The sequence below is a fragment of the Isoptericola halotolerans genome, assembly GCF_003003075.1.
Lineage (GTDB): Bacteria > Actinomycetota > Actinomycetes > Actinomycetales > Cellulomonadaceae > Isoptericola > Isoptericola halotolerans_A.
Genome location: NZ_PVTX01000002.1, coordinates 188,412 through 209,077, shown reverse-complemented (window position 1 = coordinate 209,077; position 20,666 = coordinate 188,412). Strand labels below are relative to the sequence as shown.

16 protein-coding genes are annotated in these 20,666 nt (G+C 73.2%); 9 read left to right on the top strand and 7 right to left on the bottom strand.

Annotation, left to right across the window (positions count from 1 at the left end):
• Nucleotides 1-214: 214 nt before the first annotated feature.
• Nucleotides 215-1,249: a hypothetical protein gene (locus tag BCL65_RS04215; protein WP_106265506.1), complete on the top strand. Its 1,035-nt coding sequence runs from the start codon at nt 215-217 to the stop codon at nt 1,247-1,249.
• 239 nt (nt 1,250-1,488) lie between these two features.
• Here BCL65_RS04215 and BCL65_RS04210 read toward each other — a convergent pair whose 3' ends face one another.
• From BCL65_RS04210 to BCL65_RS04195, 4 genes are read right to left on the bottom strand one after another with little or no spacing between them, the layout of a single operon-like run.
• Nucleotides 1,489-2,391, bottom strand: coding sequence for an ABC transporter ATP-binding protein (locus BCL65_RS04210; protein WP_106265504.1), 903 nt, complete (start codon nt 2,389-2,391; stop codon nt 1,489-1,491).
• Nucleotides 2,388-3,299, bottom strand: a complete 912-nt coding sequence (locus BCL65_RS04205) for an ABC transporter ATP-binding protein (RefSeq protein WP_106265503.1) — start codon at nt 3,297-3,299, stop codon at nt 2,388-2,390. Before BCL65_RS04205 ends, BCL65_RS04210 begins: the two co-directional genes overlap by 4 nt.
• Nucleotides 3,289-4,290 (bottom strand): branched-chain amino acid ABC transporter permease, encoded by a 1,002-nt coding sequence (locus BCL65_RS04200; protein WP_106265501.1) that lies wholly within the window; start codon nt 4,288-4,290, stop codon nt 3,289-3,291. The genes BCL65_RS04205 and BCL65_RS04200 overlap by 11 nt, the downstream gene beginning before the upstream one ends.
• Before the next feature lie 13 nt (nt 4,291-4,303).
• Nucleotides 4,304-5,725: a branched-chain amino acid ABC transporter permease gene (locus BCL65_RS04195; protein ID WP_106265499.1), complete on the bottom strand. Its 1,422-nt coding sequence runs from the start codon at nt 5,723-5,725 to the stop codon at nt 4,304-4,306.
• Between the two features lie 387 nt (nt 5,726-6,112).
• Between BCL65_RS04195 and BCL65_RS04190 the strand changes: the two genes are divergently transcribed.
• From BCL65_RS04190 to BCL65_RS04175, 4 genes are all read left to right on the top strand, one after another.
• Nucleotides 6,113-8,269 (top strand): S9 family peptidase, encoded by a 2,157-nt coding sequence (locus tag BCL65_RS04190; protein WP_181340714.1) that lies wholly within the window; start codon nt 6,113-6,115, stop codon nt 8,267-8,269.
• A 135-nt stretch (nt 8,270-8,404) separates the two neighbouring features.
• Nucleotides 8,405-9,685 (top strand): inorganic phosphate transporter, encoded by a 1,281-nt coding sequence (locus tag BCL65_RS04185; protein ID WP_106265495.1) that lies wholly within the window; start codon nt 8,405-8,407, stop codon nt 9,683-9,685.
• Complete coding sequence (locus BCL65_RS04180) at nt 9,685-9,975, top strand: hypothetical protein (protein ID WP_106265493.1); 291 nt, start codon at nt 9,685-9,687, stop codon at nt 9,973-9,975. Before BCL65_RS04185 ends, BCL65_RS04180 begins: the two co-directional genes overlap by 1 nt.
• 288 nt (nt 9,976-10,263) lie before the next feature.
• Nucleotides 10,264-10,998 carry a hypothetical protein gene (locus BCL65_RS04175; RefSeq protein ID WP_106265491.1) on the top strand — a complete coding sequence of 245 codons (735 nt, stop codon included), beginning with the start codon at nt 10,264-10,266 and terminating at the stop codon, nt 10,996-10,998.
• A gap of 93 nt (nt 10,999-11,091) precedes the next feature.
• Here BCL65_RS04175 and BCL65_RS04170 read toward each other — a convergent pair whose 3' ends face one another.
• Nucleotides 11,092-12,333, bottom strand: a complete 1,242-nt coding sequence (locus BCL65_RS04170; protein ID WP_106265489.1) for a glycoside hydrolase family 3 N-terminal domain-containing protein — start codon at nt 12,331-12,333, stop codon at nt 11,092-11,094.
• Entirely contained in the window at nt 12,330-12,779 is a 450-nt protein-coding gene (locus tag BCL65_RS04165) for an SRPBCC family protein (protein WP_106265487.1), read from the bottom strand. The genes BCL65_RS04170 and BCL65_RS04165 overlap by 4 nt, the downstream gene beginning before the upstream one ends.
• 264 nt (nt 12,780-13,043) lie before the next feature.
• On the opposite strand from BCL65_RS04165, the gene BCL65_RS04160 reads away from it, so the two are divergent.
• Nucleotides 13,044-13,994, top strand: a complete 951-nt coding sequence (locus BCL65_RS04160; protein WP_125206460.1) for a hypothetical protein — start codon at nt 13,044-13,046, stop codon at nt 13,992-13,994.
• 62 nt (nt 13,995-14,056) lie between these two features.
• Here the strand turns inward: BCL65_RS04160 and BCL65_RS18270 are convergent, their stop codons facing one another.
• Nucleotides 14,057-15,433 carry a threonine aldolase family protein gene (locus BCL65_RS18270; RefSeq protein WP_243400762.1) on the bottom strand — a complete coding sequence of 459 codons (1,377 nt, stop codon included), beginning with the start codon at nt 15,431-15,433 and terminating at the stop codon, nt 14,057-14,059.
• A gap of 194 nt (nt 15,434-15,627) precedes the next feature.
• On the opposite strand from BCL65_RS18270, the gene BCL65_RS04150 reads away from it, so the two are divergent.
• The 3 genes from BCL65_RS04150 to BCL65_RS04140 are packed head-to-tail and all read left to right on the top strand — an operon-like array spanning nt 15,628 to nt 20,554.
• Entirely contained in the window at nt 15,628-16,665 is a 1,038-nt protein-coding gene (locus tag BCL65_RS04150) for a 3-oxoacyl-ACP synthase III (protein WP_106265936.1), read from the top strand.
• Entirely contained in the window at nt 16,659-19,520 is a 2,862-nt protein-coding gene (locus BCL65_RS04145; protein WP_243400763.1) for an alpha/beta fold hydrolase, read from the top strand. Before BCL65_RS04150 ends, BCL65_RS04145 begins: the two co-directional genes overlap by 7 nt.
• A complete protein-coding gene (locus tag BCL65_RS04140; RefSeq protein ID WP_106265483.1) occupies nt 19,517-20,554 on the top strand; it encodes an NAD-dependent epimerase/dehydratase family protein in 1,038 nt (345 codons plus the stop codon). Before BCL65_RS04145 ends, BCL65_RS04140 begins: the two co-directional genes overlap by 4 nt.
• The last annotated feature ends 112 nt before the right edge of the window (nt 20,555-20,666 follow it).

Sequence of the window (20,666 nt, the reverse complement as noted above, 5' to 3'; positions counted from 1 at the left end):
CGCCGAGGTAGTGCCCCCGCTCCCCGAGGTAGTGCCCCGCTCGCCGAGGTAGTGCCTGGCTCGCCGAGGTAGTGCCCCGCTCGCCGCAGTAGCGCGGCCGCGCTGCGGTCGCGCCGTGGAGAGGTGTCGCTCCGACCGCACCCCCAGGTTGCACGGTCCACATCCAGGCCCGACGGCGGCACACCGGTGGGTCGTCGCGCGCGAGCCTCGCCGCATGAACGAAGAGATCCACACCGCAGCGATCCGGCGGATCACCCGGATCTTGGCCACGATGAGAGCCCCGGGCTCGCCGGTGCGTGCGATGCACTCGGCGAACCGGGCAGAGGCACCGGCGCCGCCCCCTGCTCTGGACATCACGCACACCGACGGCGAGGCGTTGTCGAGGCACGTCGCACAGGGGCGGATCGAGCGCCTGGGGCGCTCGCTCTACATCGAGAGGCGCGACGCCACGGCAGGTGGCGACCACGAGCAGTACGAGCAGTCGATCCTGCGGGAGGTCCGGCGCGTCCTGGAGAACGGTTGCGGGTCAGCATGGTTCTCCCACTCGACCGCCGCGCTGCTTCACGGCGCCTGGACGTACCGGATGCCGCGACTGGTGCATGTCACCCACGCGGTGAACCCCCACGTCGACAGCGACGAGGCGTCGATCGTCCGACGGCACCACACGAGCCTGCCGCAGCGAGACCGCGACCAGGTGGGCGGCGTCCCGGTGACGACGAAGGAGCGCACTCTGGTCGACTGTGTTCGGACCCTCCCGACAGCGGCCGCCCTGGTGGTCTGTGACTCCCTGTTCCGGGGCGGGGCCGACCCTCGCGAGGTCGACCGCCTCATGTCCACATCCAAGGGAAAGCGCGGCATCGTCCAGGCGCGGCGCATCCTCGAGCTGTGCGACCCTCGTGCAGGGTCCCCCGGGGAGTCGGTCGCGCGGCTTGCCGCCGTCGATGCCGGCCTCCCGCGGCCGGAGTGCCAGATCGAAGCGCCGACCAGGTCGGGGAGCTACTACGTGGACCTCGGTTGGGAGGACCTGAAGGTCGCGGTGGAGTTCGACGGCGACGTCAAGTACAGCGGCGGTGAGTACGGCGATCCGGAGGCAGCGCGGCGGGCCGAGCTGGCGCGCCAGCGGGCGCTGGAGCGGGAGGGCTGGATCGTGATCCGCGTCCGTTGGGAGGACCTGGCAGACCTCGACGAGCTGGGAGCGCGCGTGCGCGCGGCCTACTGGGCTGCGCTGTGGCGCCGTCGGGCAGCGTGAGGCCGACTACCTCGCCGGTGCACGTACTACCTCGGCGGTGCCCGCACTACCTCGGCGGTGCCCGCACTACCTCGGCGCGCGAATGCCTACCGGGGAACGCCGAACCGCGCAGAACGCACGCGCGGGTGCGCCGTCGTCGGGCCGCGGAACGACGACGGCGGACGCCCCGGTGTCCCGGGACGTCCGCCGTCGCGCCGTACTACCTCGGCGTGGCCGCTACTACCTCGGCGCGGCCGCTACTATCTCGGCGGGGTCGGGGTGTCGGCGGCCGGGGCCTCCGACTCCGGCTCCGCTTCCGACACCGACACGGCCTGGGCCTCGGCTTCGGCCTCCGCGGCGTCGGCAGCGACCGCGGCGTCGTCCACGTCCTCGGCGAGCGTGCCGAGGTACAGGGAGATGACCTTGGGGTCCGCCTGCAGCTCGCGGCCGGTGCCGGTGTACGCGTCCTTCCCCTGGTCGAGCACGTACCCGCGGTCGCAGATCTGCAGGCAGCGGCGAGCGTTCTGCTCGACCATGATCACCGAGACGCCGGCCTTGTTGATCATCCGGGTGCGCAGGAACGTCTCGTCCTGGCGGACGGGCGACAGGCCTGCGGACGGCTCGTCGAGCAGCAGCACCGACGGGTTCATCATGAGCGCGCGCGCCATGGCGACCATCTGCCGCTCACCGCCGGACATGGCGCCCGCGCGCTGCGAGCGCCGGTCGTGCAGCACGGGGAAGAGGTCCCCGATGAACGACCAGCGCTCGTCGAAGATCTTCGGCCTGAGGTACGTCCCCATCCGCATGTTCTCCTCGACCGTGAGCGAGGGGAACACGTTGTTGTTCTGCGGGACGAACCCGACGCCGTTGGCGACGAGCTGGTTCGCCTTCATCCCGGTGATGTCCTTGCCCTCCAGCGTCACCGTGCCGGAGTACACCTTCACCAGGCCGAAGAGGGCTTTCAGCAGCGTCGACTTGCCGGCGCCGTTGGGGCCGATGATGCCGACGAGCTCGCCCTTGGCGACCTCGAGCGAGCAGCCGTCGAGGATGTTGACGCCGGGGATGTAGCCGGCGACGAGGTTGTCGGCGTGCAGGAGCAGGTCCTTCTGGGGCACGCCGGCAGCCGACATCTTCTCGCCGGGAGCCGTGGTGGTGGCGCTCATCGCTTCTCCTCCTCTGCCTCGAGCCGGGCCAGGACCTCGGGGTCCAGCAGGGCGTCGTCCCCGAGGTCGGTGTCGTGGTGGGCGCCGAGGTAGGCGTCCACCACGGCCTGGTCCTTCATCACGCTGCCGGGCGGCCCCTCGGCCACGATGCGGCCCTCGGCCATGACGACGACCCAGTCCGAGATGTGGCGCACCGCGTGCATGTCGTGCTCGACGAACAGCACGGTCATGCCCTCGTCGCGCAGTGCCTGGACGTGTCCCAGGAGCGACTGCACGAGCGCCGGGTTCACGCCGGCCATCGGCTCGTCGAGCATGATGATCGTCGGGTCGGTCATCAGCGCCCGAGCCATCTCGAGCAGCTTGCGCTGACCGCCCGACAGGGAGCCCGCGTAGTCGGCGGCCTTGGTGTCGAGCTTGAACCGGGCGAGGATCTCCATCGCCTTGGCGGTCGTCTCGGCCTCGTGCTTCTTCCACAGGAACGGCAGCCAGGAGAGCGCGAGCTTCTCGCCGGGGTTCGACGGCGAGGCCAGCAGCATGTTCTGCAGCACCGTGAGGCGCGAGAGCGCCTTGGTGAGCTGGAACGTGCGGACCATGCCGGCCTTCGCCACGGCGGCGCCGCTCTTGCCGCTGAGCGACCTGCCCTGGAAGCTCCACTCGCCCGTGTTGGGGCGGTCGAACCCGGTGAGCAGGTTGAACAGCGTGGTCTTGCCGGCGCCGTTGGGCCCGATGAGGGCCGTGATGACGCCCTCCTGGACCTCGAGGTGGTCGACGTCGACGGCGGTCATGCCGCCGAACTTCCGGGTGACGTGGTCGGCCACCACGAGGGGGTTCGGCTTGGCCGCGCCGGGGACGTGCTCGACGGAGCGCAGCACCTCGGCTGCAGCTGTCGTGGTGTCGTCAACGGACATTGAACGCCAGCTCCTTCTTGTTCCCGAGGATGCCCTGTGGTCGGAAGATGACCAGAAGCATCAGGGTCACACCGACGAGCATGCCGCCGATCTGCTCGACGTTGGTGGTCGTGATGACGTCACCGACGCCGGTGTTCTCGGCCAGCGCCCGCATGCCGGTGCGCATGAACATGTAGGCCGCGAAGAAGATCATCGATCCGAGCACGGGCCCGAACACGGTGGCCGCGCCACCCAGCAGCAGGATCGTCCAGACGAAGAACGTCATGGTGCGACCCATCGAGTCGGGCACGATCGCCGCGGGCAGCGCGAAGATCACGCCACCGAGCGCGCCGATGGCACCACCGATGACCAGTGCCTGCAGCTTGTAGGAGTAGACGTTCTTGCCGAGCGCGCGCACGGCGTCCTCGTCCTCGCGGATGCCCTTGAGCACGCGGCCCCACGGGCTGCGGGTGATGAGCCAGACGAACACGAGCACGAGGGCGACGAGGCCCCAGGCCACGATGCGCGTCCACCAGGAGTCGGAACCGGTGTTGATGTACTCCAGCGGGCCCAGGGCGAACCTGCCCTCAGGAAGGAACGAGAGCTCCTGGAACGGTTCCTTGTAGTAGCGACCCTGGAGGCCGGACGCGCCGCCCGTCCACTCCTGCCACAGGGTGGAGCGGCCGAACCAGCGGACGATCTCCGCGGCGGAGATGGTCACGATGGCCAGATAGTCGCCGCGGAGCTGCAGCGTCGGCATACCGAGGATGAGGGCGAACAGCACGCCGGCCGCGATCGCGACCAGCAGTGCCAGCCAGAACGAACCACCCGTGGTGAGGGTGATGCCGAACCCGTAGGCGCCGAGCAGCATGAAGCCTGCCTGGCCCATGTTGAGCAGACCCGTGTACCCGAAGTGCAGGTTGAGGCCGATGGCGGCCATCGCGTAGGCCGCGGTCGTCGGGGCGAGCAGCTCGCCCATCGACTGCGTGAGGATGCGGAGGAATTCTTCCATGATGCGTCTCCCTTCAGCCGATCCGCTCGCGGCGGCCGAGAATGCCCTGCGGCCTGAACAGGAGCACGAGAATGAGGATCACCAGCGCGGAGGCGTACCGCAGGTCGCTGGGGATGAACAGGTTCGACAGCTCGACCACCTGTCCGATGAGCAGCGACCCGACGAACGCGCCGAGCGCGGTGCCGAGTCCGCCGAGGGTGACCGCGGCGAACATGAGCAGCAGGAGCTGCACGCCGAGCTGCCAGTTGAAGGAGCCGAAGGACACGCCCCACATCAGGCCCGCCAGTGCGGCGAATCCGGTCGCCATGATCCACACGATGCGGATGATCCGGTCGGGGTCGATCCCGGTGGCCGAGGCCAGGGCGGGGTTGTCCGACACGGCGCGCGTCGCCCGCCCGATGCGGGTGCGGGTGAGGAACCACGCGATGCCGAGGACGCACACGAGCGCGACGACCATCGACAGCCAGGACGCGGTGCTGAGCGTGATGCCGGCGATCGTCAGCGGCTGCGGGTTCCGCGAGAGGATCCGCTCGGAACCGCCGCCGATCATCAGCTGGATGACGTACTGCAGCGTGATCGAGAGCCCGATGGAGACGATCATCAGCTGCATCACCGGCACGTTGCGCTTGCGCAGCGGGCGCCAGATCGCAGAGTCCTGCGCGAGGCCGGTCAGCGCGCAGACCGCCAGGGTCAGGAGCCCGCCGACCCAGATCGACATGCCCATCTGATTGATGGTGATGAAGCCGACCGCGGCACCGAGCGCGAACTGCTCGCCGTGCGCGAAGTTCGACAGCCCGGTCGTGCCGAACACGAGGTTCAGCCCGATGGAGGCGAGCGCGAGGAGCAGCCCGAACCGGAGCCCGGAGCCGATCTGCTGCCAGACCTGCGCGAAGGTGAGCGCCCGTTCGGACGCGTCGCCCTCGGGCGCTGCCGCCACCCCGTCGCCGTCGTCGGTGGTGGTCGAGTCGGCGGGGGCGCCGTCGGACGCCTCGCCCGACGGGGTGGCCGGCGCCTCGGCGCCGGGCCCGACCCGGAACGCGGCGCGAGCGGTGCCGCCGGACTGCGCGGTGACGGTCACCTCGGTCTCGGCGCCCTCGGGGAGCTGCTGGTCGTCGGGCAGCGTGGCCGGGTCGATGGTGACCGTGTACTGACCGACCTCGGGGGCGGCGACGGTCGCGGGACCGTCGGCGTTGGTGGTCAGGTCCGCGGTGAATCCGGCTCCGGCGACGGTGATCGCCACGTCGCTGATGCGGTCGTTGTCCGCGTTCAGCACCAGGACGGCTATGCAGGCTGTCTCGTTGTCGGGTTCGCAGGGTGGCTCGTCGGTGCTCGCCGTCGCTGGTGGTGCGACGAGCATCGCCGGCAGGAGCACGAGCGCGATCGCCGCGAGCAGGCGGCTCCATCGGCTCGTGGTGGTGGGTCGGTCCGCTGTCATCGGACGGGGTCCTCCGTCGGGTCATGGTCAGATGCCCCGGGTCACCCCGGGACCGGCCGCACCGACCTCGACCATGTAGGCATGCTGAAGCCCCCATTGACCGGCGAGCGGTACGAACGTGCGGGAAGTGTAACGGCGCACTGTGACGTGGACGACACCCCCGTGTCACACGCGCATCACGCGAACGGGCGATATCGGGGCAACGTGCGGGTCTGGCGGTGCAACGGGCGGAAACCGTTGCAGAGACGTGACCATCGTCCGGCCCGGGCCGGACGGCGGAGGCCCAGCCCCGCTGTCCGTGCCGCGCCGTAGGCTGGCCGGGTGCCCGACGACGCCACCGCCGCCCAGACCGAGCCCGCCGCCCCCGAGAACCTCGTCCGTCCCGCCGTGAGCGCACCGGTCGCCGACCGCCGTCCGGCGGAGCGCACGCACCACGGCCACACGTTCGTCGACGAGTACGAGTGGCTGCGCGCCAAGGACGACCCGGAGGTGATCACCCACCTGGAGGCCGAGAACGCCTGGACGCAGGCGCAGCTCGCGCACCTGGCGCCCCTGCGCGACCGGGTCTTCCAGGAGATCAAGGACCGCACCCTGGAGTCGGACCTGTCGGTGCCGGTCCGCCAGGGCGGCCACTGGTACTACGTGCGCACCGTCGAGGGCAGGCAGTACCCCCTGAACGCCCGTGTGCCGGTCTCCGGGCCGGAGGACTGGACCCCGCCGGCGCTCACGCCGGGCGAGGTGCCCGCCGGCGAGCAGCTCCTCCTGGACCAGAACGCGGAGGCCGAGGGCCACGACTTCTTCTCGCTCGGCTCCTTCGCGGTCTCCGGGGACGGGACGCGCCTGGCGTACGCCGTGGACACCACGGGCGACGAGCGCTACACCGTGCGGGTGCGGGACCTGGTGACCGGCGCGGACCTGCCGGACACGATCGAGCAGACGTTCCCCGGCGCGGTCATCAGCCCGGACGGGCGCTACGTCTTCTACCCGACCGTCGACGACGCGTGGCGGCCGTACCGGATCTGGCGGCACGAGGTCGGCTCCCCGGCGAGCGACGACGTCATGGTCTTCTCCGAGCCCGACGAACGCTTCTGGGTCGGCGTCGGGCTCTCGCGCGACGACCGGTTCCTGCAGATCGAGCTGGGCTCCAAGAACACGAGCGAGTCCTGGATCCTCGAGGCGGACGACCCGACGGGGGAGTTCCGGGTCGTGTGGGAGCGCCGCGAGGGCGTCGAGTACACGGTCGAGCCCGCCGTGCTGCCGGGTCGAGGCCCGGCGCTGCTGATCCTGCACAACGAGCGGGCGCAGAACTTCGAGCTGGTCGCCGCGGACGTGCCCGCACCGGGTGCCGGGCCGGCGGACCCGGCGGCAGGCGCCGTCGTCGTGCCCCACGACCCGGACGTGCGCCTCGAGTCCGTGGACGCGTTCGCGACGCACGTGGTGCTGGGCGTGCGCCGCGACGCCACGCCCCGGGTCGCCGTCGTCGCGCTCGACGGGCTCGTGCCGGGCGTCCCGTGGACCGCTCGCGAGCTCGAGTTCGACGAGCCGCTGCACTCCGCGGCGCTGGGCGCCAACCCCGAGTTCGCGACGCCGGCGCTGCGCGTGCACGGCACGTCGTTCGTCACGCCGGCCACGGTCTACGACGTCGACCTGGCCACCGGCGAGCGGGTGGTGCGCAAGCGGCAGGAGGTCCTCGGCGGCTACGACCCGGGCGACTACGCGCAGAGCCGCGAGTGGGCCACGGCCGAGGACGGCACCCGCGTGCCCATCTCGCTCGTGTGGAAGCGGGACGCCGTCACGCTGGACGCCGCGGGCACCGGGGCGGACCCGGCCCCGCTGCTGCTCTACGGCTACGGCGCCTACGAGATCAGCATGGACCCGTACTTCAGCGTGCCGCGCCTGTCGCTGCTCGACCGCGGTGTCGTGTTCGCCGTCGCGCACGTGCGGGGCGGCGGCGAGATGGGGCGCGCCTGGTACGAGGGCGGCCGGCTGGACCGCAAGCGCAACACGTTCACCGACTTCGTGGCGTGCGCGAAGCACCTGGTCGGCACGGGGTGGACCACGCCGGAGCGCATGGTGGCCGACGGCGGCAGCGCCGGCGGGCTCCTCATGGGCGCGGTGGCGAACCTGGCGCCGGAGATGTTCGCGGGCGTGCTCGCCGGGGTGCCGTTCGTCGACGCGCTCACCTCGATCCTCGACCCGTCGCTGCCGCTGACGGTCGTGGAGTGGGAGGAGTGGGGCAACCCGCTCGCCGACCCGGAGGTGTACGCGTACATGCGCTCGTACTCGCCGTACGAGAACGTGCCCGACGACGCCTCGCACTACCCGCGGATCCTGGCGGTCACGTCGTTGCACGACACGCGCGTGCTGTACGTCGAGCCGGCCAAGTGGGTGGCGCGCCTGCGGGCGGCCGGGGCGCCCGCGCTGCTCAAGATCGAGATGTCCGCGGGCCACGGCGGGGTGTCGGGGCGCTACGCGCGCTGGGAAGAGATCGCGTTCGAGCACGCCTGGACGCTGGAGACGCTGGGGCTCGCCGACCACGTCTGACCGACCGAGCCGTTCGAGCCGTTCGAGCGCCAGGTTCGAGCACTCGAACCACAGGTGAACATCAGGTGAACTCTCACCGAACAGTTCACCTGGAAGCCACCTGACGGACCGAATCGGACGAGCGCGGGCCCCACCATGGGACCCGTGACCGAGACGCTCCTCCTCGTGCTCGTCGTCGTGACCGCTCTGGCCTTCGACTTCACGAATGGTTTCCATGACACCGGCAACGCGATGGCCACCTCCATCGCGACCCGCGCGCTCAAGCCCAAGGTGGCCGTGCTGCTGTCCGCCGTGCTCAACATGGCGGGCGCGTTCCTGTCCCTGGCGGTCGCCGCGACGATCGCCAAGGGGCTGGTGGACGCCGGCGCGATCAGCCTCGAGGTGGTGTTCGCCGGACTCGTGGGCGGCATCGTCTGGAACCTGCTCACCTGGTTGCTCGGGTTGCCGTCGAGCTCGTCGCACGCCCTCGTCGGCGGCGTGATCGGCTCCGTCCTGGCCGCCGCAGGCACCGCCGGTGTCCTCTGGTCGGGCGTGCTGTCCAAGGTGCTCCTGCCCGCGCTGCTGGCACCGGTCATCGCGATCGGCGTCGCCTCGGTGGGAACCTTCCTCGTGGCCCGGCTGACGCGCGGCGTCTCGCAGGACGTCACCTCGCGCGGCTTCCGCTGGGGCCAGGTCGGCTCGGCCTCGCTCGTCTCGCTCGCGCACGGCACCAACGACGCGCAGAAGTCGATGGGCATCATCCTGCTGGCGCTCATCACCGCGGGTGCCGTTCCCGCGGACTCCAGCGTGCCGTTCTGGGTGATCATCTCCTGCGCGTTCTTCATGGCGCTGGGCACCTACCTCGGCGGCTGGCGAATCATCCGCACTCTCGGCAAGGGCCTCGTCGAGATCGACAGCCGCCAGGGCATGGCCGCGGAGACGTCGTCGGCCGCGGTGATCCTGCTCTCGAGCCACTTCGGCTTCTCGTTGTCCACCACCCACGTGGCCACCGGGTCGATCCTGGGCTCCGGCGTCGGCATGCCCGGTGCAAAGGTGCGCTGGGGCGTCGCCGGCCGGATGCTCGCCGCCTGGGGCCTGACGCTGCCGGCTGCGGGCATCGTCGGCGCCGTCTGCTACTGGATCCAGCACGTCATCGGCGGGTTCTTCGGCACGTTCCTGGTCTTCGCGCTCCTGGTCGGCACCTCGATCGCCATCTGGGTGGCCTCCCGGCGCAAGCCCGTCGACCACAGCAACGTCAACGAGGAGTGGGACGAGGCCAAGGGCGCCCGCCTGCGCACCTCGGTGGCGACCACGGGCGAGGTCGGCGAGCCGCAGGTCGGCCCCGTCGTCGAGGAGCGCCTCGCCTCGGCCATGACCCCGGTGATCTCGGCGACGACCCCGGGCGGTCCGGGCACCAGCGGCAAGGGAGAGCAGTGATGAACGGTCTCATCGAGTGGAGCGCCCTCGGCCAGGTGGTCGTGGCGGGCCTCCTCATCGGGGCGGGCATCCCCGCACTCTTCGCGCTCGGCCTGCGTCTCGTGGCCGGGACGTCGGAGACGCCGGAAGCCCCGGAGCGCAGCAGCGGCACGCCCCGTGAGACCAAGGGTCCGGTCGTCATCGCGCGGCCGTCGCCGGCCCGGCTCGTGGGCGCCCTGCTCTGCTTCGGCACGGTCGTGGGCGCCGTGGGCGCCGGTCTGGTCTTCCTCGCCGCGGGCGGCCACAGCTAGCAGCGCCTGAGCGGCCGACGGCGCCTCGTCGGCCGGTCCCCGCCACGACTCGCCGAGGCGTGGGACGTGGGCCGACGGCGTGCTCGCGTCCGTCTATGATCCTGCGCGTCAGGCCGCAGGCCTCGCCGATGGTGCATGCGCCAGGAGCCGGGTCCGACGCCGTCGACCGAGCTGCGCGTGGGACCAGGTTCTTCCGGTGGGTCGGCGACCTGCCTGCACGACCGCGCGCACCCAGGGGGACGCCCGTCACGGGGCCGACATCGGAATCGACCTTCTGGAAGGATCTCCATGCGCGCACTTCTCCGGCTCGCCGCCACCTCGGTGGCGGCCGCGTCTCTCCTGCTCGGCACCCTGGTGGCCCCGGCTGCCGCGGCCGGCTCGCCGATCGACGTCACCTCGGTGTCGGTCAAGCCCAGCTACGACGGCGCCGCCATCTCCGCGAAGACCAAGTACTACCAGTTCACCACCAGGGCGAGGGTCGGCACCCTCACGGGCTGGGCCGACATCTACGGTGACGTCTACCGGGGCAGCAAGAAGGTCGCCTCGAAGGTGGACCTCGGCTACGCCTACTCCGGCGGCAAGAGCCTCACGGGCTACATCAAGGCGAAGTCGTCCTGGGGCCGCGGCACGTTCCAGGTGAAGAACGTCCGCGTCGTGTACGAGGGTGAGACCTATCGCGACACCAGCGTCTCGGGCGGCAAGTTCACGATGAAGTCCGCGATCGCCGGCAAGCTCAAGTACGGCCACGTCATCCAGGTCAGGGCCGACGGCAAGCGCAAGACCGTCAAGGTCGGGGTCAAGCAGTACACGGCCACGAAGGCCTGGGAGCCCTACGCCGGCAAGAAGGTCAAGATCCAGTACAAGGCCAACGGCACCTGGAAGACGAAGAAGATCGTCCGGCTGAAGTCGAACGGTCAGGTGACCTACCAGTTCTCCTCCGGCAAGCGCTACAAGTACCGCGTCCTCGTGCCGCCGAGCAGCACGGTGGTCGGCGGCCGGACGGTGGGGACGCCGCGCCTCTGAGCCCGGCCACCTGACACCGGACACGCCCGGCGAGCGGGCCCGGGGCAGGAGCGCACCGCACCTGCCCCGGGCCCGCGCGCTCGTGCCGGGTGGTCAGCCGCGGAGCTCGGCCTTCGCGGCCAGCACCCGCGCGACGGCGGCGTCCACCGTCGCGGCGAACTCCCGGTCCTCCTCGGCCCGGGCCACCAGCGCCTCGGCCATCGCGGGCACGACCGTCGGGTCGGCGGAGGCCAGGATCAGGTCCGCTCCGGCGTCGACCGCCTCCACCGCTCGCTCGGCGGGGGCCAGGTTCTCCACCGCCGCGGCCGCCGAGACGTCGTCGGTGACGACGACGCCGTCGAATCCCAGCTCGTCGCGCAGCAGATCCACGACCGCGGGCGAGAACGTCGCCGGGTTTTCCGGGTCGATCCGGGTGTACACGGCGTTCGAGAGCATGACGAACCGTGCTCCGGCGTCGATCCCCTCGGCGAACACCTCGACCGAGGCCGAGTCCGCGGTCACCGTGTCGTCGGTGACGCGCTCGGTGGTGTCCGTGTTCTGGGTGACGTACCCCAGCCCGGGGAAGTGCTTGATCACGGGCTCCACGCCGGAGGCCTGCATACCGGCGGAGAACGCGGTCGCCGAGCGCACCACGGACCGCGCGGTGTTGCCGTAGTTGCGCGAGAAGTAGCCGATCGGCGCGTTGGCCGACTGGTTGTCCGCCGGCACCAGGTCCATCACGGGCGCCAGGTTGAGGTTGACGCCCGCGTCCGCGAGCTCGGCGCCCCACGCGGTCGCCTCGTCCTCCAGCCGGTCGGGATCCCACGTCGCCTGCTCCGTCGCGGGCGGAAGCTCCGAGAACCCCGGCCCGCGCAGCACCTGCACCGATCCGCCCTCCTGATCGGTCGCGACGAGCATCGGCGTCGCGTCGGCGTCGCGTGCCAGGCCGGTCGCCGACTCCACGAGGGCGCGCGCCGCCTCGACGCCCGCCTCGCTGCGGCCGTGCAGGAACACGTTGCCCACGTGGTGCTCCTCGATGGCCGTCCGTGTCGCGTCGCCCACCGTCGCCGCCTCGGCGGGGGTCCCCACCATGAGCATCTGGCCCACCTTGCGCTCCAGGCTCCACCCGGCCGCAGGGTCCAGCGCGTCCGGGGTGCCGCCGTCGGGCACCGTGGTGGGCTCCGTGCCGGGCGACGGTCGCGCACCCGGGGTGCCCGACGGCGAGGGGCCGGCCGCGCTGCCCGTCGCGGGCCGCTCGGGGGCGGGCGTCGGCGCGGGCTGGCTCCCCGGGCTGCTGCAGGCGGTGACGGCCGCGCAGGTGAGCGCGACGAGCGTGACGGTCCGGCGCCGGGTCACGGTCCGGAGGTCGGCGCGGAGTCCCGGTGCGCGAGCGTGGACAGGGCCTCCCGCCAGTGCTGCTCGGAGCGGGTGGCGTGGTCGGCGGTGTCGATGTTGTGCTGCTCCACCGTGACCTGGGTGCCGCCGTCGTCGGCCACGAGCGTGATGCGGACCTCGTGGTAGCTCTCGGGGACGTCGGGGAGCTCGCTCAGCGGCGAGTAGTGCGTGAAGTGCAGCAGGTGCGGGCGCTCAGCGGCGATGACCTGGCCCTTGTCGGCGAACGGGCGGCCGAAGAAGTGTCCCTCGAAGGTGATGGGGCTGCCGGGCCGGAAGTCCGTCTCGATGTTGGCGCCGAGGACCCAGCGGGCTCCGGGGTGCATCAGCTCGTTCCAGACCCGTTCCGGCGGCTCGGCGACGTGGGTCGTGGCGGTGGCGGTGAACCCGGTGGTGTGCTCGGTGGTCATGGCGGCTCCTGGACTGGTCATGCGGGCGGGCCGCCCCGTCGCGGCCTGTCAGCACGACGGTAACGCGAGCCTCGAGACCCGGCCGAATCGGCTGTCGCCTCCACTGGCGCTGATCCTCTGGTCGTCACTTCGTGTTGTGCCCGGCAGTCCGGACTGCCGGACAGAACACGAAGTGACGATTGCATCCGTTTCCCCAGGTCCAGGCCGTCCACAGATGTCGGCATGCGGCCCTGCCCGTGCCGCGCGCCGCGGCAACCTGGTCGCGTGACCCACGACGACGCAGTGCTCATCGCCCGCGAGCACGATCGCCGCGGCCTGCGGCGCGGGCTGCTGAGCGGCGACCTGGAGCGGGTGCGCCGGGGCGCCTACCGTGCGGCGACCTCGGACCAGAGCGGTCTCGCGGCGGCGCGGCGGCTCACGCTGGACCGCCTCCACGCGGTCCACCGGCAGCTCCGTGCGCGCCACGTGTTCAGCCACGAGAGCGCGGCCTTCCTGTGGGGCGCGCCGCTGTGGCGGCTCCCACGGCGGGTGAACGTGCTGGTGCCGTCCAGCCCGAGCAGCCGCGCCGCGACGGACATCGTGCGACGGCGCGGGGTCCCGGACGAGCGCGTGGTGCTGCGAGGCCTGCCGGCGACGCCGCTGCTCCGGACGGTCGTCGACTGCGCGCTGACGCTCCACCCGCTGGACGCGCTGGTGATCGCGGACTGGGCACTGGCCGATGGGCTGTCTCGCGAAGCGGCACTCGAGCTGTTGGCCCGGCCGCGGCGACGCAACGGTACGGCGCGGGCGCGATGGGTCCTCGAGAATGCCGACCCGGGTGCCGAGTCGCCGTGGGAGACGTGGATCCGCTACCTGGCCCTGCGGGCAGGGCTGCCCCGGCCCCGCACGCAGCTCCCGGTCGAGGTGGACGGGCGCTGCTATCGCGTGGACCTGGGCTGGGCGGAGCACCGGGTGCTGGTCGAGTTCGACGGCCGGGTCAAGTACGTGGACGGCTCTTTCGGCGACCGCTACGACGCGGATCGCGCGCGGTTCGAGGACAAGGTGCGCGAGGACGCCATCACTGCGCGGCTGGGCGTGCGGCCGCTGCGGTTCACGGCGAAGGACGGTCCGGACCCGGCCGCCGCGACGGCCACCCTGCTGAGGGCGTTCCCGGTGCCGCTGCGGGGATCGCTGAAGGTCAATCCGCTGCTCCCGCTTCCGGGCGCCTCGTACTGATCGTCACTTCGGTTTCTGTCCGGCAGTCCGGAGTGCCGGACAGAAACCGAAGTGACGATCAGTCACCGGGCCAGGGCGTCGGCGACGGCGGCGACAAACGCGTCGACCGCCTCTGCCGGCGTGTCCCAGGAGCACATCCAGCGGACCTCGACGCGATCGGGCGTCTCCCCCGGTGCCCAGTCGTAGAACCGTGCCTGCTCGCGCACCCGGTCCGCCGCCGCCCTGGGGAGCGTCGCGAACACGGCGTTCGCCTCGACGGGCCGCGTGATGCGCACGCCGCCGACGGCGGCACCACCCTCGGGCGCGGCACCTGCCCTGGGCGCATCCCCCTCGGCAGGTGCCGGGGCGAGCACCCCGGACGACTCCAGGCCGGCCCGCAGTCGCGCGGCCATCGCGTTGGCGTGCACCGCGTTGCGCCACCACAGCGGCTCGGCGGCGGCACGCGCTATTGCGCCCGCGGGACCGGCGCCGGCGGGACCGGCGCCGGCGGGACCGGCGCCCGCCCGGGCGCCCGACCCTGCGCCCGCGGGACCGGCGCCCGACCCTGCGGCCGCGGGACCGGCGCCCGCCCCGGCGGCGCCCGGCGTCACCGGCGCGGCCGCCGCCCCGCCCCCCACGGGCGCTCCCGGCTCCCCGAGCAGCGCGAGCAGCTGTGCCGAGACGAACCGCGTCTTGGACGCCAGCTGCATCGTCGACTTGCGCAGGAACGGGACCGCAGCGGCCGCGCGCTCGCGCAACGCTCCGCCGTCGTACCCGGAGCCGGGCACCACGGGCGCGTCCTGCGGCGCGAGCACCACGACGGCCTCGCCGATCATGCCGCCGATCTTGGCGGCACCGAGCGAGACGACATCGACGCCGAGGTCGGTGGTGAGCGCGCGCAGGGAGCAGCCGAGCGCGGCGGCGGCGTTCGCGAGCCGCGACCCGTCGACGTGCACGGCCATGCCGAGCCCGTGCGCGGTGTCGACGAGCGCCCGCAGCGCCTCGACGGGGTAGACGGTCCCGAGCTCGGTGGACTGCGTCAGGGACAGCACGCCGGGGTGGGCACGGTGCACGTCGTGACGCTGCCCGGCCCACCGTTCCACGTGGAACGGCTCGATCCGCCCGTCGGCGGAGGGGCAGGGGAGCATCTTGAGCCCGCCGACCCGCTCGGGCGCGCCGTTCTCGTCGGTGTTGACGTGCGCGACGTCGGAGGTCACCACGCCGCCCCAGCGCTCGGACAGCGCCATGAGGGAGACGACGTTGGCGCCCGTGCCGTTGATCAGCGGGTACGCGAGCGCCCCGGGACCGAACACCTCGGCGACCCGGGCGTCGAGCCGGGCGGTCCACGGGTCGTCACCGTAGGCGACGGCGAACCCGTCGTTGGCGGCGGCCACCGCGGCGAGGACCTCGGGATGGGTGCCGGCGTAGTTGTCGGAGGCGAACGGGGGGAGGCTGGTCACCCGCTCAGCGTAGGCACCGGCGCCCGCCCGCCGGGACGCCGCCCGGGTGACGTGTCGAGATCCACAGTGCGGCCGGAACGGCAAGGAGGGCCTGAGCGTCTTAACCTCAAGGGCGGGTGTCGACATGCCCGTCGCGCCGGGTCCTGCCCCAGGAGCCGGCGAATCGTCGTCGTTCCGGCGCAGTGCGCGGCCGGATGTCTGGAGCTCGAGTGTCTGGAAACGCCACCACCAGGTTCGCCAACGTCGCGCTGTTGTCCGTGACGAGCCGGCTGCCGTCGCGGGTCACGACCTCGGCCGACGTGCAGGAGCGCCTGGCGCCCGCCCTGTCGCGCCTCAAGCTCCCGACCAGCCTGCTCGAGCGGGTCGCGGGGGTCGAGGCGCGGCGCAACTGGGGCCCGGGCGAGGACGCGAACACCGCGACGGTGGCGGCCGGGATCGAGGCGCTCGGCAGCGCGGGCGTGGAGCCGGACGACGTCGGCCTGCTCATCAACACGTCCGTGACGCGCAAGCACCTGGAGCCGTCGGTGGCGGTCGGTCTGCACCACGGGCTGGGGCTGCCGAGCTCGGCGGTCAACTTCGACGTCGCGAACGCCTGCCTGGGCTTCATCAACGGCATGAGCATCGCCGCGGGGATGATCGAGTCGGGGCAGGTGCGGTACGCGATGGTGGTGGCGGGCGAGGACGCCGACGACATCCAGGACGTGACGGTCGAGCGGCTGCTGCGGGACGACGTCGGGCGCGAGGACTTCATGGCCGAGTTCGCGTCGCTGACCCTCGGCTCGGGCTCCGCGGCGGCGGTGCTGGGCCGGGCCGACGAGCACCCGGAGGGCCACCGCGTGCTGGGCGGCGTGACTCGTGCCGCGACGCAGCACCACCTGCTGTGCGTGGGCAGCACGGAGGGGATGTTCACCGACGCGCAGGGGCTGCTCGAGGGTGGCCTGGAGCTGGTGGTCGACGCCTGGAAGGACGCGACGGCGGACTGGAGCTGGGGCGGGATGGACCGCTACATCACCCACCAGGTCTCGCGCGTGCACACCAACGCGATCGTGGAGGCCGTGGGCCTGGACCGCTCGGCGGTGCCGACCACGTTCGGCCACCTGGGCAACGTGGGGCCGGCGTCCGTGCCGCTCACGCTGGTCGAGCAGCAGGACTCGCTCTCCGCGGGCGACCGCGTGCTGCTGATGGGCGTCGGCTCGGGCATCAACACGGCGATGATGGAGCTTGCGTGGTGAGCTCGGGCGCCAGCACCGTCCCGCCGGGCCTGCCCGGCCTCGATCCACGGTTCAGCCACGTGCTGCGCGTGCCCGACGGCGGCACCCCGGCGGGCGTTCCGGCGTCCGACGGCGGTGGTCCGGCCGCGCGCGGGCCGGTGACCGAGTGGCACTACCTGGACAACGGGCCGGAGCTGGCCGCCCGGGGGATCGAGCCGGTGGGCACGGTGCTGGCCGTGCACGGCAACCCGACGTGGTCCTACCTGTGGCGCGACCTGCTGAACCTCGCGACCGAGACGGCCGTCACGGAGGCCGCGGCGACGGGGGAGCGTCCCGGCGGCGTGCCGGACGCGTGGCGGGTCGTCGCCGTCGACCAGCTCGAGATGGGGCTGTCGGCCCGCAGCGGGCGGGCGCGGTCGCTGCCGGAGCGGGTGGCGGACCTGGGCGCCTTCACCGACGCGCTCGGCCTGGACGGCCCGGTGGTCACGCTCGGGCACGACTGGGGCGGCGTGGTCTCCCTCGGCTGGGCCGTGGACCACCCCGACCTGCTGGCCGGCGTCGCGCTGCTCAACACCGCGGTGCACCAGCCCGACGGCGTGCCGATCCCGGCGGCGCTGCGGCTCGCGCTGGCGCCGCCCGTGCACCGGCTGGGCACCAGCACCACGCGGGCGTTCCTCGAGACCACCCTGGCGCTGGCCCACCCGCGCCTGCCCGCCGACGTGGCGGGCGCCTACCGGCTGCCGTACCGGGCTGCTGCCGACCGCGGGGGGATCGAGGGGTTCGTCGCGGACATCCCCGCGACGGCGGAGCACCCGAGCAGGCCGGAGCTCGACCGCATCGCGGCGGGCGTCGCCGCGCTGCAGGTGCCGGCGCTGCTGCTGTGGGGGCCGCGCGACCCGATCTTCTCCGACCGCTACCTCGACGACCTGGTCGGCCGGCTGCCGCACGCCCGCGTGCACCGGTTCGAGGGCGCCGGGCACCTGGTCGCGGAGGACGTCGACTACGCGGGGCCCGTGCTGGGCTGGCTGGACACCGAGATTCGGCCGCTCGACCCGCGCGCAGATGTCAATCCCGAAGTGGAGGGCCCCCTGGGGCCCGTGAACGCATCTGCGCGCGGGTCGAGCGGCCGAAGCGCCACGCTGACCGACCCCGCCGCCGTGCCGCCGCGCGGCGACCGTTCGGCCTCGCCGTCGGGTACCGCGTTCCGGCCGATCTGGGCAGGGCTCGACGAGCGCGCCGCCGACGACGCGACGCGCTCCGACCCGGCCGTGCTCGACATGTCGGGCTCCGGCCCGGCCACGGTGACCTGGCGGGCGCTGGACCGGCAGGTGCGACGGATCGCCGCGGGCCTGCACTCGATCGGGGTGCGTCGCGGCGACCGCGTCTCCCTCCTGGTCCGGCCCGGACCGACGCTCACGGCCCTGGTCTACGGGTGCCTGCGCATCGGTGCGGTGGTGGTCGTGGCGGACGCCGGGCTCGGCGTCCGCGGGCTGACCCGCGCCCAGCGTGGCGCGTGGCCGCAGTACCTGATCGGGCAGACGACGGCGCTCGCGGCCGCCCGGGCGTGCGGCTGGCCCGGGGTGCGGATCGCTGCCGACCCGTTGGACGCGGTGCGCCGGCGCGCGCTCGGCGTGGACCACGAGCTGGTCGACGTCGCCCGTGCGGGCGAGGGCGTCGACCTGCCGCCCGAGCCGGGTCCCGACGACGAGGCGGCCGTGCTCTTCACGTCCGGCTCGACCGGGCCGGCCAAGGGCGTCGTCTACACGCACGCCCGGCTCTCCGCGCTGCGGGACGTGCTGGCCGAGCACTTCGGGGTGACGGCCGGGACGGGCCTGGTCACCGGGTTCGCGCCGTTCGCGCTGCTCGGCCCGGCGTTGGGCACGCGGTCGGTCACGCCCGACATGGACGTGTCCGCGCCACGCACCCTGACCGCCCGGGCGGTGGCCGACGCCGTGCGCGCCTCCGACGCACGCATGGTGTTCCTCTCCCCGGCGGCGATCCTCCACGTCGTCGACACCGCCGGAGCGTTGGACGCCGCGGACCGGGCCGCCCTCCAGCGTGTCGAGACCTTCCTGTCCACAGGGGCGCCGATCAGCGCCGAGCTGCTCGGATCGGCGCAGTCGCTCATGCCGGGCGCGCAGGCGCACACCCCGTACGGCATGACCGAGTGCCTGCTGGTCACCGACATCACGCTGGACGGCATCCGCGAGGCCGCGTCCGCGCCGGACACCGGCGTGTGCGTCGGCCGGCCGATCGTCGACGCGGCCGCGGGCGGGGTGGCCATCAGCCCGCTGGACGCCGACGGCGCGGCGACCGGGGCGCCGTCGTCGGGCACCGGGATGGAGGGCAACGAGGTGCACGGTGTGCTGGGCGAGGTGCTCGTGCATGCCCCGCACCTCAAGGAGCGCTACGACCGGCTGTGGCTCACCGACGCCGCCGCCGAGCGGGACACGCCGCCGGGGCACTGGCACCGCACCGGGGACGTCGGGCACCTGGACGCCGCGGGGCGCCTGTGGATCGAGGGGCGGCTCGCGCACGTGCTGACCACGGCCGAGGGGCCGCTGGCGCCGGTGGGACCGGAGCAGTCGATCGAGCGGGCCGAGCCGGTGCGACGCGCCGCGGTGGTCGGCGTCGGCCCCGCCGGGGTGCAGCAGGCGGTCGCCGTGGTCGAGCTGGTGGAGGCGGCCCGGCGGCCGGGGCTCGCCCCGCGGGACGTCGACGCGGCGGTGCGGGCGGCGTCGTCGGTGGCGCTCGCGGCGGTGCTCGTGGTGCCGCGGATGCCCACGGACGTGCGGCACAACTCGAAGATCGACCGGGCGCGGCTGGCCCGCTGGGCCGACGGCGTGCTGGCCGGCGGGCGCGTGGGCGCCCCGTGACGGTCCTGGTCACGGGCGCGTCGGGGCTGCTCGGCGGTGCGGTGGCGCGTGTGCTCGTGGCGCGCGGGGAGCAGGTGCGCACGCTGCAGCGCAGCCCGTCGGGCGTGGCGGGGGCCGAGGACGTCGCCGGGTCGGTGACCGACGCCGCGACGGTGGCGCGGGCCGTGGACGGGGCCGACGCCGTCGTGCACCTCGCGGCGAAGGTGTCGCTGGCCGGGGACCCGGCGGAGTTCGAGCGCGTCAACGTGCACGGCACCGAGCTGCTGCTGGACGCCGCCGAGCGGGCCGGCGTGCGGCGGTTCGTGCAGGTGTCCTCGCCGTCGGTGGCGCACGCCGGGGTCTCGCTGGTGGGCGTCGGCGCGGAGCCGGCCGACCCGGCGCGGGCGCGCGGCGAGTACGCGCGGACCAAGGCGGCGTCGGAGGTGCTGGCGCTCTCCCGGGACCGGGGAGCCGGTGCCTCGCGACCAGGGGCCGACGGCGGCACCCCGGACGGGCGCGGAGACTTCCGCGTCGTGGCGGTCCGGCCGCACATCGTGTGGGGGCCGGGGGACACCCAGCTCGTGGAGCGGGTCATCGACCGCGCGGCGAGCGGGCGGCTGCCGCTGCTGGGTCACGGGGCAGCGCTCATCGACACCACGTACCTCGACAACGCGGCGGACGGCATCGTCGCGGCGCTCGACCGGCTGGGTGATCGGCCCGAGGCGGTCCGGGGCCGGGCGTACGTGCTGACCAACGGCGAACCGCGCACGGTGGCCGACCTGCTCGCCGGCATCTGCCGGGCCGGCGGCGTCGAGCCACCGCGGTGGCGCGTGCCCGCCGGCCTGGCGCGGACGGCCGGCGGGCTGATCGAGGCCGTGTGGCGCGTGCGGCCCGGTGCCGACGAGCCGCCGATGACGCGGTTCCTCGCCGAGCAGCTGTCGACGGCGCACTGGTTCGACCAGCGGGCCGTGCGGGCCGAGCTCGGGTGGCGCCCCGCGGTGTCGATCGACGAAGGGATGCGGCGGCTGGCCGCGCACTACGGCGGGACATCCTGACCATCCGGACCTCGCGAGCGAGGAGGGCCCACCGACGACGAAGAGCGTCGGCGCCCGCCGGCGTGGTACGTCTCCGTCGCGACCCGCAGCGGTGGTCCCGGGGAGCGGAAGA

Excerpts from the sequence above, each read along its gene's own strand:
- BCL65_RS04210 (WP_106265504.1), bottom strand. The coding sequence starts at position 2,391 with ATGAGCGCCACCACCACGGCTCCCGGCGAGAAGATGTCGGCTGCCGGC.
- BCL65_RS04200 (WP_106265501.1), bottom strand. The coding sequence starts at position 4,290 with ATGGAAGAATTCCTCCGCATCCTCACGCAGTCGATGGGCGAGCTGCTC.
- BCL65_RS04205 (WP_106265503.1), bottom strand. The coding sequence starts at position 3,299 with ATGTCCGTTGACGACACCACGACAGCTGCAGCCGAGGTGCTGCGCTCC.
- BCL65_RS04215 (WP_106265506.1), top strand. The coding sequence starts at position 215 with ATGAACGAAGAGATCCACACCGCAGCGATCCGGCGGATCACCCGGATC.
- BCL65_RS04195 (WP_106265499.1), bottom strand. The coding sequence starts at position 5,725 with ATGACAGCGGACCGACCCACCACCACGAGCCGATGGAGCCGCCTGCTC.
- BCL65_RS04165 (WP_106265487.1), bottom strand. The coding sequence starts at position 12,779 with ATGACCACCGAGCACACCACCGGGTTCACCGCCACCGCCACGACCCAC.
- BCL65_RS04175 (WP_106265491.1), top strand. The coding sequence starts at position 10,264 with ATGCGCGCACTTCTCCGGCTCGCCGCCACCTCGGTGGCGGCCGCGTCT.
- BCL65_RS04185 (WP_106265495.1), top strand. The coding sequence starts at position 8,405 with ATGGGACCCGTGACCGAGACGCTCCTCCTCGTGCTCGTCGTCGTGACC.
- BCL65_RS04180 (WP_106265493.1), top strand. The coding sequence starts at position 9,685 with ATGAACGGTCTCATCGAGTGGAGCGCCCTCGGCCAGGTGGTCGTGGCG.
- BCL65_RS04150 (WP_106265936.1), top strand. The coding sequence starts at position 15,628 with ATGTCTGGAGCTCGAGTGTCTGGAAACGCCACCACCAGGTTCGCCAAC.